Source organism: Methylovulum miyakonense HT12 (assembly GCF_000384075.1).
In the GTDB taxonomy this organism is placed as follows: domain Bacteria; phylum Pseudomonadota; class Gammaproteobacteria; order Methylococcales; family Methylomonadaceae; genus Methylovulum; species Methylovulum miyakonense.
In genome coordinates, this window is sequence record NZ_KB913025.1 from 187,866 (window position 1) to 201,167 (window position 13,302).

10 protein-coding genes are annotated in these 13,302 nt (G+C 50.5%); 3 read left to right on the forward strand and 7 right to left on the reverse strand.

What is annotated here, in order from left to right; genetic code table 11:
• Positions 1-2: 2 nt before the first annotated feature.
• A protein-coding gene (locus tag METMI_RS25945) for an IS630 family transposase (RefSeq protein ID WP_198007966.1) occupies positions 3-1,171 on the forward strand; the annotation gives its coding sequence in 2 pieces (ribosomal slippage) (positions 3-465 and positions 465-1,171; 1,170 coding nt in all).
• A gap of 333 nt (positions 1,172-1,504) precedes the next feature.
• On the opposite strand, the gene METMI_RS0100955 is transcribed toward METMI_RS25945, so the two are convergent.
• The 6 genes from METMI_RS0100955 to rluC form a co-directional block, all read right to left on the reverse strand.
• Positions 1,505-2,848, reverse strand: coding sequence for an ATP-binding protein (locus tag METMI_RS0100955; RefSeq protein WP_019864284.1), 1,344 nt, complete (start codon positions 2,846-2,848; stop codon positions 1,505-1,507).
• A 9-nt stretch (positions 2,849-2,857) separates the two neighbouring features.
• Positions 2,858-3,532 carry a response regulator transcription factor gene (locus METMI_RS0100960; protein ID WP_019864285.1) on the reverse strand — a complete coding sequence of 225 codons (675 nt, stop codon included), beginning with the start codon at positions 3,530-3,532 and terminating at the stop codon, positions 2,858-2,860.
• A gap of 17 nt (positions 3,533-3,549) precedes the next feature.
• Positions 3,550-3,822, reverse strand: coding sequence for a PepSY domain-containing protein (locus tag METMI_RS0100965; RefSeq protein WP_019864286.1), 273 nt, complete (start codon positions 3,820-3,822; stop codon positions 3,550-3,552).
• Between the two features lie 169 nt (positions 3,823-3,991).
• Positions 3,992-4,957: a S49 family peptidase gene (locus tag METMI_RS0100970; protein WP_019864287.1), complete on the reverse strand. Its 966-nt coding sequence runs from the start codon at positions 4,955-4,957 to the stop codon at positions 3,992-3,994.
• Between the two features lie 11 nt (positions 4,958-4,968).
• Entirely contained in the window at positions 4,969-5,619 is a 651-nt protein-coding gene (locus METMI_RS0100975) for an HAD family hydrolase (protein WP_019864288.1), read from the reverse strand.
• Positions 5,600-6,565 (reverse strand): 23S rRNA pseudouridine(955/2504/2580) synthase RluC, encoded by a 966-nt coding sequence (gene rluC, locus METMI_RS0100980; RefSeq protein WP_019864289.1) that lies wholly within the window; start codon positions 6,563-6,565, stop codon positions 5,600-5,602. The genes METMI_RS0100975 and rluC overlap by 20 nt, the downstream gene beginning before the upstream one ends.
• A 514-nt stretch (positions 6,566-7,079) precedes the next feature.
• Here rluC and METMI_RS0100985 point away from each other — a divergent pair.
• Both METMI_RS0100985 and METMI_RS0100990 read left to right on the forward strand, forming a co-directional pair.
• Positions 7,080-9,767 carry an Rne/Rng family ribonuclease gene (locus METMI_RS0100985; protein ID WP_019864290.1) on the forward strand — a complete coding sequence of 896 codons (2,688 nt, stop codon included), beginning with the start codon at positions 7,080-7,082 and terminating at the stop codon, positions 9,765-9,767.
• Between the two features lie 228 nt (positions 9,768-9,995).
• Complete coding sequence (locus METMI_RS0100990) at positions 9,996-10,529, forward strand: SRPBCC family protein (protein ID WP_019864291.1); 534 nt, start codon at positions 9,996-9,998, stop codon at positions 10,527-10,529.
• Between the two features lie 547 nt (positions 10,530-11,076).
• Here the strand turns inward: METMI_RS0100990 and METMI_RS0101000 are convergent.
• Positions 11,077-13,215, reverse strand: coding sequence for a cytochrome-c peroxidase (locus METMI_RS0101000; protein WP_156829736.1), 2,139 nt, complete (start codon positions 13,213-13,215; stop codon positions 11,077-11,079).
• Positions 13,216-13,302: the final 87 nt, after the last annotated feature.

The window sequence follows — 13,302 nt, forward strand, 5'->3', positions numbered from 1 at the left end:
TGATGAGTTTATTCATTACCCCATGGAACTGGCAATTGGCGAAAAAATACATTGTACGACTGACAGAAGAAGAACGTACTGATTTGGAAAGTTTGATTCATAAAGGCAAAGTGGCTGCCCATAAAAGGCTTCACGCAGAAATCCTGCTCAAGACAGATAGTAGTGAATGGGGCGACCCGTGGCTGGATAGTCAAATCAGTGAAGCCTTTGGCATTTCCACACGCACCGTTGAACGAGTCCGGGAACGATGGGTTCAAGAAGGCTTGGAGTCCGCCTTAAACCGGGCTAAACCGATCCGGGTTAAAAGCCGTGTCATTGACGGCGAAAAGGAAGCGCATCTGCTCGCGTTAGCCTNTGGTGATGCCCCTGATNGACGCAGTCGCTGGACACTGAGATTGCTTGGGCAGCACATGGTTGAACTGGGCCATGTGGAAAGCGTATCCCACGAAACTATCCGGCAAACACTAAAAAAAATGAGTTGAAACCTTGGCAGAATAAAGAATGGTGTATCCCGGCTAAAGAGAATGCGGAATTTGTCTGCGCTATGGAAGATGTACTGGCTGTTTACAAACGCTCGTATGATGACACTCATCCGCTGGTTTGTATGGACGAAAGCAGCAAGCAACACATTAAGGAAACACGTCAGCCGATACCGGCAAAACCAGGCACCGTCGAAAAGTATGACACGGAGTATGAACGTAATGGGGTGAGTAATCTGTTCCTATTTTTTGAACCGTTAGAGGGGAAACGGCATGTGGTGGTAACGGATCAACGGACGGCGGTGGATTGGGCGCATCAAATCCGCAACCTGGTTGATGTCGAGTACCCTCGTGCTGAGCGCATCACACTGGTTATGGATAATTTGAACACCCACACGGGAGCATCGCTGTATAAGGCGTTCGCCCCTGAGGAAGCGCGAAGAATTCTGGATAAATTGGAAATCCACTACACGCCCAAACATGGCAGTTGGTTAAATATGGCGGAAATAGAATTGAGCATCTTGTCTCGCCAATGTCTGGATCGGCGCATTCCGGACCAAGAAACATTAAGGATGGAAATCGCAGCTTGGCAAGAACAAAGAAATGCTATTGCTCAGCCTATGGAATGGCGATTTACCAGTGAAGATGCCCGGGTAAAATTGAAAAAACTTTACCCGACAATAAAAAAATGACTGAGTACTAGGGTCATTCGCCGTTGTTACCAATAGTAAACTCAAGCGTCCAGTAACGCCTCAACTATCGGGGCAAGCGAAGCCGAATAAATGGCGGGTATATTTGGAAGCAGCCGGATTTCCGTCTGCCAGTCATTTTTGGCTCATCCTGGTACGCTGGATTCCGGCAATCCCTGCCAAGGCGAAGGTTGAGCCGACAGTTGCGGAACCATCCCCGAAATACTTTATGCCCGTAAAAGAAGCCGCAACTTAAAAAAACAGTGGTTCCGGATTTGGGCTGAGATATGGCAGCTCCTGCACATCCGTCCGCACCGGAATAATCACACCCGGCCCTCATGGCAAATAAACGGCCCACTTCATCCCCCCCAAAAGCGTACTTTTGCCTCCTTCCAACTTGCCCCCCAGCAGCGTGACCAGTTCATAAACCACGCTCATGCCAATGCCGTGGCCATGGATATTTTCATCCGCCCGCACACCCCGTTTTAAAATCTCGTTGAATTTTCCTGGCGGGATACCAGGCCCGTCATCTTCAATTTGTATCTGCACGGAAAAATTGCGGCGGTTATTGCGGACATTGATTGAGACACTGACCTTAACGCTGTGCTTACACCATTTGCAGGCGTTATCAAGCAGATTGCCGACGATTTCATACAAATCGCCTTCTTCGCAATAAATCAAACAGGATTCCGGCATGATGGCGGTGATGGTGATGCCCTTATCGAGATAGACTTTGTTCAACGACATTGTGATCTTGTTGATGATGAGCGGCAAATCTACGGTTTTGATGACTTTCTGTTTGCCTTGGGCAGCGGCACGGTGCAGTTGGTACTCGACGATTTCATCCATGCGCGAAATTTGTTCCTTAACCGTTTCAGTGTTGGCGCTGAACGATTCGACACAGCCACGTAAAATGGCCAACGGGGTTTTGAGGCTGTGCGCCAGATCGGCGAGGTTGTTGCGGTAACGCTCCAAATGCGCCCGTTCCATGGTGATAAAAGCATTGAGGTTGCCGACCAGGCCTTTCAATTCGCTGGGATACGTGCCATCCAACAGGGTTTTATTGCCCTGCTCTATCGCTTCCAAGTCGGTGGCGATGCTGCGTAAAGGCTTTAAACTCCAGCGCAAGAGCGCAAACTGGATGGTCACGAGCACGACACCAATAAACAGTAACCAGACGCGCAAGGTTTCTTGCAACTGCTCCACTTGGTTCCTGACAAACTGGGCGTCTTCGGCGACGGTGAAGGTGTATTCACGTTCAACACCGGAGGCGTTTTGCCAAAACACTTCGTAATGCAGGACATAACGCCCGTGCTTGTCGAATGAAAACAAGGAATCCCCGACATTTAATGGCGGCGGGGTGATGACATCCAAACCTATCGCCGAAGGCGAACGCCAGAGCAATTGGTTTTTTTTCTGTTGGATAAAACCGTATAGCCCGGAACCCGGATTGATAAAACGCGGTTCAGGCAAGTGTTCGGGCATTTTCAGCTCGCCTGCATTATTGATTTCCGCTGATGACAACAGGGAATAAATCTGCACTTGCAGACGTTCTTTTAGGGCTTGTTCGGCACTGTCACGAAAACCTTGTTCAAGGATGATGGCGACCAATGCAAAAAAGACGGTGAGCGCCAGCCCTTCGGCAACTAACAGACGGAAACTGAGGGATTTAAGGCGCAACGGCTATACTCAGGAGGTTGCGGGGATACGGTAACCGCGCCCGCGTAAGGTCTCTATGGGTTTGCGGCTTCCGTCGGGGTCGAGCTTTTTGCGCAAACGGCCGATGAACACTTCGATGACATTGCTGTCGCGGTCAAAGTCTTCATCGTAAATGTGCGCGGTCAGGACGGATTTGGAAATCAGCTCGCCTTTGCGGAACATCAGATATTCCAGCACTTTATATTCGTAGGCTGTAAGTTCGAGTTTGACACCGGACACACTGACTTCCTGGGCGACGGTGTCCAGCTCGATATTGTCATGGGTGAGGATCGGATGCGACTGCCCTGCCGAACGCCGGATCAGCGCATTGATCCGCGCCAACAATTCCTCATAATGGAACGGCTTGACCAGATAATCATCGGCCCCGGCTTCCAGCCCTTCGACTTTTTCCTGCCAACGGCTACGTGCGGTCAGGATCAAAATAGGGACGGCAATTTTGTTCTTGCGTAGGCGCTTGATCAGTTCGATGCCTGAAAAATCCGGCAAACCAATATCAACCACCGCCGCATCAATGGGAAATTCCTTACCCATGTAAAAACCGTCACTGCCATTATGGGCGGTATCCACAGCAAACCCCCGCTCGGCAAAAAAATGTTGGATTTGTTCACAAAGCGTTATTTCATCTTCAACAACTAGAATACGCATGATGTCCTCAACGTGAGTTAGTCGATTAATTGGCCTGTTTCGGCATCGAACTTAAAGTGGCGGATATGGCCTTGTCCGGTCAAGACCTTGATGACGTGGATAGGCCTATCGTTTATCTGTTCGGTTTCCGCGCCCAGTATGCGGTTGTTTTCGTCTTTAACCAGCTGGTTGGCGGCACGTTCCAAACTGATGGTTTGGCTTACCATTTCGGGACGGGCAATTTCGCCTTCAGCAAAGCAGCCGTTCCCAGAAAACAGCATTAATAAAATGATAGGGATCAAGTTTTTCATAAGATTCGCCAGAGGGTTGAACCACAACAAAGAAAGTGCTTTTTGTGTAGGGATGATAGCTTAACGCCCCACCCTGAACCCGCGCTTAATTGTGTGCTGGCGTTGGCCCAACACCGCCACCCTTCCGGCAATCCAAACCGGAAGGGCGGTTGCTATAGGCCAAACCGTATCAACGCAACGACGGCGTCTGCAACACGTTGCTAACCACATGCCCAAATGACGCGCCCAATTTCCCCGCCAACTTGTCTATCAACGCCTCTTGCTGGGTAAAATCAACCCGCTTTTCAGCACCGATAATGTCACGCGCCACTTTATCTTCATCGGCAAACTCATCCGCGATGCCATTCTTGACGCCGGCTTCGCCCGTCCAGACCAAGCCTGAGAACATGTCCGGCGTTTCTTTCAAACGCTCACCGCGCCCGGCTTTGACAGCGGAGATAAATTGCTGGTGGACTTGATTGAGCAAATCCTTCATATAGGCCGTTTCATCGTCTTTAGGTGGCGAGAACGGGTCAAGCATCGCCTTATGGGTTCCAGCCGTCAGTAACCGGCGCTCCACACCTAGGCTTTTCATCGCATCGACAAAGCCAAAGCCATCCATCAAGACGCCTATTGAGCCAATCAAACTGGCGGGGTTGACAAAAATCTTGTCACTGGCAGAGGCGATGTAATAGCAACCCGATGCGCAAATGTCGCTGACGACCGCATAAATGGGTAATTTGGGGTGTTCTTTTTTGATTTTCCTGATTTCATCGTAGACATAAGCCGATTGCACCGGGCTACCGCCAGGGGAATTGGCGTGGATGATGATGCCCTTGGTATTTTCATCCTTAACGGCATCCCGTAGGCTTTCAATCAAATCGGCGGCATTGGCGTCCTTGCCTTCAGCGATCATGCCCACCAAATTAACGACCGCCGTATGGCCAGTGGAACCCTTATCCATTTTGATTTTTGGATAAACCGCGATGCCCAGCAAAACCAAAAGATACAAAAACAAAAGCGATTTAAAAAATACCCCCCAACGGCGGGTGGCTTTTTGTTCCGAAAGGGCCGCGAACACCAGTTTTTCTAAAACCTCATGTTCCCATCCCGCTGCACTGGCGGGTTTTGTCGAGTTATCTTGTTGATTGTCCATTAGATTTAACCTTAAATGATTTCCAGTAATTGCGTAGGCAGCTGTAGACAGCGCAACGGGTTGTATTGTTGCAAGTGATCTTCAGTATGCGCCCCGCAAGCAACGCCTATGGACGCAATTTGCGCGTTTTGTGCCATCTGTAAATCGTGTATGGAATCGCCGACCATTAGCACACGCTCCTTAGCGACTTGGGCCTGTTCTATAATTTCATGCAACATGCGCGGGTCAGGTTTGGACGCGGTTTCATCAGCGCAACGGGTCGTACAAAACAACTCCGACGTACCCGTGCCAGCCAACGCTTCATCAAGGCCTGCACGGGTTTTACCCGTGGCAACGGCAAGCTGATAGCCGTTGGCTCTCAGTTGCACCAGCATGTCATAAACGCCGATAAACAAATCATCTTGGTGGATTTGTTTGGAAAAATAAGCCTTACTGTAATGGCCCACCAATACTTCGATTTTTTCATCATCAGCATCAGGAAACAAAGCCTGCATGGCCGAATGGATACACAGGCCAATAACATCTTTGGCGGCTTGCCGCTCAGGGATGGGATAACCGCATAATGCGCCCGCCGTTTGCAAGCAATGGGTGATCCAGTCTATCGAGTCAATTAATGTCCCATCCCAATCGAATATAATTAAATCAAAGGCTTTTTTCTTCATACGTTATCAAATCATCCAATTGTTGGGGTAAAGGGGCTGAAACCGTTAATAGTGCACCGGAAACCGGATGCTGGAATTGCAGGGTGGCGGCGTGCAAAAACATGCGCTTAAAACCACGGCTGCGGAAAGTTTTGTTGGTTTCGTCCTGACCATAGCGTTCATCGCCGACTATTGGATGTCCCAAGCTAGTGGCGGCATGGACGCGGATTTGGTGGGTGCGTCCGGTTTTGGGCGCGGCTTCGACCAGGGTGGAATCGGCAAATAGCTTTATCCTACGGAACAGGGTTTCCGCTTCCTTGCCCGCCTTGCTGACAAACACCATGCGTTCGCCACCTTGGGTCAGGTTTTTTTGCAACGGCGCATTGACGACCAGTTTTTTGCGTTCCCATCGGCCCGCCAGTAACGCAATGTACGTTTTTTGCACTTGATCCTCGCGGAACAAGGTATGCAGTTTTTTTAGGGCGCTGCGTTTTTTGGCAACCAGCAAGCAACCGGACGTGTCCTTATCAAGGCGATGCACCAGTTCCAAAAAAGGCGCATTGGGGCGGATAGACCGTAAACCTTCGATAATGCCCGAATTGACGCCGCTGCCGCCATGCACCGCATAACCGGCAGGCTTGTTGATGACCATAAACGCTTCATCTTCAAATAAAACGCCTTGTTCAAGCGCGTCTTGCAAATGATGGCCGACAAACAATTCGGGGGCTTTTTCCGCGACCCTGACGGGCGGGACACGCACAATATCGCCCGTTTCCAGACGGTATTTCACATCGACCCTGCCTTTATTCACCCTGACTTCCCCTTTACGGACAATCCGGTAAATATGGCTTTTGGGCACACCTTTCAGGAACGTGATTAAAAAATTGTCCAAGCGCTGGTCACATTGCTCTTCGGTGATTTCGACCAGTTGGACTTTGGGGGACGAGCTCTGCTCTGTTGTAGTCATTATGAGTAAATAATATCAGTATTATGGACTGGATTGATTCTTTAAATTGCTGTAGGGCGATAAGGTTGCTATATTAAGCACGTTTTCAAAAAAAACATACCGCCCCGCAGTCCCATGACGGAACTGGCTTGGGGCAAAAACATGAAGTTGACAGGGCAACCCCATAACGCCGCTAACTTTCGGCTTCATAACAAAAGAATTTTCGGGTTCATCGCTCGACCCTAGATGCGCGATTTTAAACTCCTGCTGAAAACAGAATTTACCACTAAGACTGATTTGACTTAGTATTTGTGAGCGCAAGTATCGTTGCCTTCATTGTTGCAGAGCAAGATACCCACAACAATGCGCCGATAAACCAACGCCGATAAACCAACAATAGCACTGTAAAAGCCCAATTGATGGTATTTTTCACCCCTATCGCCATTATTGTATTGATGACTCACTTTGCACTAGAAATTAAGCCAGTCTGATTAATAAAGTCTGACCATGGAGCAGGACACCACAAGGATACACAATGAAAAGAATGCTTATCAACGCCACGCAGGCGGAAGAACTGCGGGTCGCTTTGGTAGACGGTCAAAAACTATATGATTTTGACATAGAAGTACCATCAAAAGAACAAAAAAAATCCAATATTTATAAAGGCATCATCACCCGCGTAGAACCCAGTTTAGAAGCCGCCTTCATCAACTATGGCGCAGAAAAACACGGTTTTTTACCGTTCAAAGAAATCTCCCCCGCTTACCGTAATGCGCCGGAAGGTGCCGAAGAAGGCCGCCGCGCCTCTGTAAAAGACCTGATCAAAGAAGGCCAGGAAATCGTCGTCCAGATTGAAAAAGAAGAACGCGGCAACAAAGGCGCGGCCTTGACCACCTACATCAGCCTCGCCGGAACTTATTTGGTGCTGATGCCCAATAACCCCAAAGCAGGCGGCATTTCCCGCCGCATTGAAGGCGAAACCCGTAGCGAATTGCGCGAAGTCATGGCTTCCTTGACCATCCCTGACAATATGGGACTGATCGTCCGTACTGCTGGCTGCGGCAAAAATGCCGAAGAACTGCAATGGGACTTGAACTACCTGATGCAGTTATGGGAATCCATCGAACGCTCATCCAGCGAACAAAAAGCCCCGTTTTTGGTGTTCCAGGAAAGCAACGTCATCATCCGCGCCCTGCGTGACCACTTGCGCGGCGATGTCGATGAAATCCTGATTGACAACCAAGAATCCTTCGCTTTGGTGCAAAAATTCTTGAAGCAAGTCATGCCCCATTTCTTGCCCAAAGCCAAGTTGTACCAAGACGCCGTGCCGCTGTTCAACCGCTACCAAATTGAAGCGCAAATTGAAGTCGCCTACAACCGCGAAGTGTCCTTGCCTTCCGGCGGCTCCATCGTCATCGACCACACCGAAGCACTGACGTCCATAGACATCAACTCGGCGCGCGCCACAAAAGGCAGTGACATCGAAGAAACCGCGCTTAACACCAACCTGGAAGCGGCGGAAGAAATCGCCCGCCAATTGCGTTTGCGTGACTTAGGCGGCCTGTTCGTCATCGACTTCATCGACATGATGTCCAACAAAAACCAACGCAGTGTCGAAAACCATCTGCGGGAGGCCATTAAAATTGACCGCGCCCGCATCCAAACCGGCAAAATATCCCGCTTTGGCCTGTTGGAAATGTCACGGCAGCGGATGCGGCCTTCTTTAGGGGATTCCACGCAAATCATCTGCCCGCGTTGTAAAGGCCAAGGCACGATACGCAACGTTGAATCGGTCGCGCTATCGGTGTTGCGCCTGATTGAAGAAGAGGCGATGAAAAAAAGCACAGAAAAAGTCATTGTGCATTTGCCGATTGAATCCGCGACCTTCCTGTTAAATGAAAAACGCAGCGCCATTGAGCAAATTGAAAACCGTTTGAAGGTCGGCATTGTCATCCTGCCCAGCAAACACATGGAAACGCCCGCTTACGAGATAGAGCGTATCAAAGAAAAGGAAACGGCAGATGAGAAACCCAGTTACAACCAGATAAAAGCGGAAGAAATCACCATCCCTGATTTTGCCCAGCAGGTCAAAACCAAAGTTGACAAGCCGTTTATCCAAGAATTTATCCACGACATTCCTGAGCCCATAACACATAAGAATGAGGCCGCAGGCTTGATCAAACGCTTCTGGCACAAGCTGGTCGGAGCGGTGGCCAATAACGAGCCAGAAAACAAGGACGCACCGGCCGCCGCCGATGCCCCTGTAGAAGCCGTCGAAACCAAAACCAACGCCGAAACGCCTCCAGCCCGTAGCCGCAACAACTCCAGGCGCAACCGCAACCGTAACAAAAACAACCGGGATCGTGAGCGCGAACCAGGCATAGGCCAGGATGCGGAAAAACCGGCCAAGCCGGACGAAGCTGCACAAGCGCCACGCCAATTCAGGGGGCCAGGCCGTAACGTCCGCCCGAATATCATTCCGCCAGCCGCTGTTGCGCCCCTAGCCGCAGCCCCCGAAGAGGCGCCCGTAAAAGACTATATTGACCATGACGTTAATGCCGGACTGGAAACCTCGTCACCGGAGCTGGAAAACTCCATGGAAGAATCCAGCGAAGAGCAGGCAAACAACCGTTCGGCATCCAGACGCCCAAACAGGCGTGGCCCCAACCGCAGAAGGCCCCGTAACCCTAACTACAAAAAACCTGAAGACAATACTGAGGGTAATGACGAGTTTGAGGAACAACTGGCGGTTCAAGACAGTTTTGACGACACGGGTCACCAGGAAGAGCATGCCCATAAACAAGCCCCTGCCCAACACCAAAATGTCGCCGCCTCGGTGTCTGAAAACACACCAGAAAACAGCCTAAGCCATGCCCCTGATCACATGGCGGACGCAAAAGTTGAGGCTGCCGTCGAACACGTTGCCCAGCCGGTTGGGCATCATTCTAAGCCACCCCATGTTGTGGCGGAACCTTCCCAGCCACCTGAACCTGTAGCACCCATCATCGCTGTTTTCGAAGCCGTAGCTCCTGTGCTTCCAGAAACACCGGTTACAGCAGTGCCTGAGCCCGCTGCCGGGCAGGCCGTCGCCCACACGGCACCGCCAGAGCTGGCAGCGGGGCAACCCGTCGCCGTCCAACAGCCTGAAAGCAACAAGCCAGCACCGGAAGCCGTAAGCGTTAATGAAAACGTAGCGGCAAACAAAACCGATCCTGAAATCTGAAAAAACCGGGGTGCAAAATGCGTTTTTGCACCCCGCCTCCCCCCTTAGAGCCACCTTCCCCAGCATTCGGAAAGCCCGCATGGCCCACTGGTCAGCACATGCTTGTATTGGATAGCACCGCCACGATACAAGCCACATATCATTGATAAAAGTGGCTGATGTTTAACGGATTTTTCATCTAAGCTATTCTATAATCCTAGCCTTTCAAACAACGGGAGGAAACAGCCCATGCTAGAAATCATCCTAATTTTTGCCGCAGTCACTGTCATCGTGTTTATCATTATCGCAGCCAGGCAACCGGCCGAATTCCGGGTCACCCGGACAACCACAATTTCCGCGCCTGCCGCAGCCATATTTCCCCATGTCAACACCTTGCAAAAATGGCATGCCTGGTCGCCCTGGGCAAAACTAGACCCCAACGCCACAACCACCTTTGATGGCCCCGAATCGGGCATCGGAGCCGTCATGGGTTGGGCAGGCAACAACAAAGTCGGCGTGGGCAGCATGACCATCACCGATAGCCACCCCGATGAATACATCCAATTCAGGTTAGATTTCCAAAAACCTTTCAAAGGCACCAACTCCGCAGAATTCACCTTCCAAGCCGATAGTGGCCAAACCAAGGTCACTTGGACGATGACAGGCCGAAACGATTTCATCAGTAAGGCAATGGGCTTGATCATGAACTGCGACAAAATGGTCGGGGGACAATTTGAAAAAGGCTTGATGAACTTAAAGTCAGTTGTTGAAGCGCTTGCTTAGCGACGGCTAACTGCCGCACAAGCCAGATAACGGGCTCCTGGACAAAAAAAGCATCGCATTATTACCCGGCACGGAGCCAATGGCCTACCCTCCATACAAAACCCAAGCATACTTAAAGCAATAGGCCTATAGTGTGCCTTCGGGGCCTTTCAATTCGTTGGCGGCGCGCTGGAAGCAGTGGCATTTAACGGATATTAAGAAAAGCCCCATCAATCAATTTGGAGTTGACACTATGAGTAAAGAACAAAAAAGCAATAAGGAAGACAAGAAAAAACCAGCCCTCAACCCGAAAGAAAAGAAAGCCTTGAAAAAAGCCAAGAAAGATTCCAAGGATTGAAAAAACAATTTGAGCGGCATAGTTTAAGAGGCGGCGCCGCCCTGTCTCCCGGTAGGCGTGGCAAGCATTAGTAATGCGGTATCCGAAGAAAAGACGGGGATTTGAAAGGCTCCGTACGGAATTACCGTACGGAGCCTTTTGAGATGGCTGATTGGGCTTCTTAAATTGAATTTGCCAATCAACTTGCAAAGCTATGCACCATTTGTGAAATTAAGGTTTGAGATAGCTTTGGAAGGGTTTTAACGGTCCTAAGGTGGTATCACGGCCATTTCTGCCAACTGCGGGAATTTGTAAATATTGGTCGGCCGCCAGTTCGGGATGCTGGATATTCGCACTTTCCTTATGCCCGTGGGGCACTATCAGCTGCGGATGGTCAAAGGGGGCCCGTTCCCAACGCACCCGTTCGTCAGTCAATGATTTTAGGAACGCCACTAAATCCGCTTTTTCCGGGCTTGAAATGCCTTGTGGAAATACCAGTGTCGCAAAATGATGGCTATTTTTAAAGTTGTTCCCTCCCCTGAAATAAAAATCAACGACTTGTTCCAGCGTCAGCAGGCTACCGTTGTGCATATAAGGCCCGGTCAGCTCGATATTGCGCAAGGTGGGCACTTTAAACGCGCCTTTGATAGCCACCAAGGCGCGGCCCTGTTTCCTTTTTTGAAGTTCCGCGAGCAACACCGGAACCGTCGGTATTTTTGCATAAAGCCCACGGGTGTCACAGCTACCGACAATATAGGGGTCATCCATCAGTTCGCTATCCAAATAATCCTGGGCAAAAGTATTGTCCATGTCGCAGGAATTGACCGCGACCGGGTCTATCATTGGCGTGCCGTTAAGCAACTTATCGAAATATTGTTGGCTAAAAGACAACGGATTGCCATAAGGGTCTTTACCACCAACACCTACGTCATTATCCGTTGGGGCAACGCTAGTGTTAAAAAAACCTTCATCCAGCATACCGTTGACAACGCCATTCCCATTGAACGCCCCGTTCATGGTCTTACGGTTGACCAAACGTTGCGAGGAAAAATTATTGGATGGCGTGACAATGTCAGGATGGGCGGCCGTGGACAGGGTTGGCCCGGCATGGCAAACGGCGCAATGGGCGTTAAGAAAAATTGTCAGGCCGCGTTTTTGTTGCCTATCCAAACCTTCCGGCATTTTGGGGAAGCTTCCTGGCACACGGGGCGTATCAAAGGGGGTTTGGTCAGAAACCAAGGTTTGTTGGTAAAGTTGCAGGGCCAAGCCAAAAAACAAGGAAAAATTAGCTTCTTTCTGGGAATAAGGGGCGGCAGCCAGATCTGCAGGACGCCCAAAATCGCCCGTTTTTGACGACCAATAACGCGGGGCAAATGCCTTTCTGACTAAATTATCATAGGACACCCTCAAGCCTTTGCCGGAAGGGTCGCGTAGCCCGGCCAACACGCTATCTTCAGCATGGACGGCTTGTGCCGCCAATGGCTGGCGGGTCAATAATTTACGCCCGATGTCAGGGAAAGTCCGTTGCCTACAAGACATTTCGGTGTTGTTCATAGGAGGGGCAACGGCTTGCGAGGCCAAAGATGCATTTTCCAACCGGAGCGGCTGTTTGCTGACGCTTCCACCAGCTTGCACAACCCAAATACCGGCGCCCTGGTCACGCAGACCAAAAGGTGAAACCCCGTTAAAAATATTGTTGGCCCTACCATCCCAAAAGTTACGGAAGTTATAACCCGCATTAATGACGCTGGGTGCTTGGCGAGCCTGGACTTGACGGGTATTTAACGTCCCTAGATGAAAAATGTCATCGGCTCTCGGAGAACAGTCATCGTGACCGTTTTTAGCTTGGCTGAGGCCTTCAAAACGCGACAAAAAGGTGCCTGCCGATGCAACGACATCATCCGTACTGAACAATACGGCGGAATCCCTATCGGCAGGGTTCGTCAGTTGGTAAAGCGGGAAGTCGCTACGTTTGAGGATGTAATTAGGCCCGCCGACACCACCGGATGCGGTCGCTTCAAAAGATTGCCCCGTTGTGGCGAACCGATGCAGTTTCCCTGGGGCAAGCTGGTTTTTGAAACGCCCGTCAACCCCGGCATGAAAGTGGCATGAGCCGCAAGCCATACCGTCACTGCCTACCTGGGTATCCCAGAACAGGGCCTTGCCCAACTGGATGGCCGCCGCTTTATTGGTGACAATAGGGCTGTCACCGTCAAGCAAACCGGGTGTTATGGGCATTGCAACACCCTTGAGCGGAGGTGGGGTATCACCATGTGCGCTGACCTCGGTGCTGAGGATTGCCCCCATCAACACCATGCTAGGTAGAATAAAATGGGGCAATAGGGTGTCGGCACGCTGAGCTGTGGACATAAGAAGACCTGCTGATTGTTCTATCTTTGGGGGCAAACAGGCATTAGCAATATAAATCTGATTTGCGACAAAAGATAAAGTGAGTAG

Bases quoted from the DNA above. Each gene is read 5' to 3' on its own strand.
- METMI_RS0100960 (WP_019864285.1), bottom strand. From the start codon at position 3,532: ATGCGTATTCTAGTTGTTGAAGATGAAATAACGCTTTGTGAACAAATC.
- METMI_RS0100965 (WP_019864286.1), bottom strand. From the start codon at position 3,822: ATGAAAAACTTGATCCCTATCATTTTATTAATGCTGTTTTCTGGGAAC.
- METMI_RS0100970 (WP_019864287.1), bottom strand. From the start codon at position 4,957: ATGGACAATCAACAAGATAACTCGACAAAACCCGCCAGTGCAGCGGGA.
- METMI_RS0100975 (WP_019864288.1), bottom strand. From the start codon at position 5,619: ATGAAGAAAAAAGCCTTTGATTTAATTATATTCGATTGGGATGGGACA.
- rluC (WP_019864289.1), bottom strand. From the start codon at position 6,565: ATGACTACAACAGAGCAGAGCTCGTCCCCCAAAGTCCAACTGGTCGAA.
- METMI_RS0100985 (WP_019864290.1), top strand. From the start codon at position 7,080: ATGAAAAGAATGCTTATCAACGCCACGCAGGCGGAAGAACTGCGGGTC.
- METMI_RS0100990 (WP_019864291.1), top strand. From the start codon at position 9,996: ATGCTAGAAATCATCCTAATTTTTGCCGCAGTCACTGTCATCGTGTTT.
- METMI_RS0101000 (WP_156829736.1), bottom strand. From the start codon at position 13,215: ATGTCCACAGCTCAGCGTGCCGACACCCTATTGCCCCATTTTATTCTA.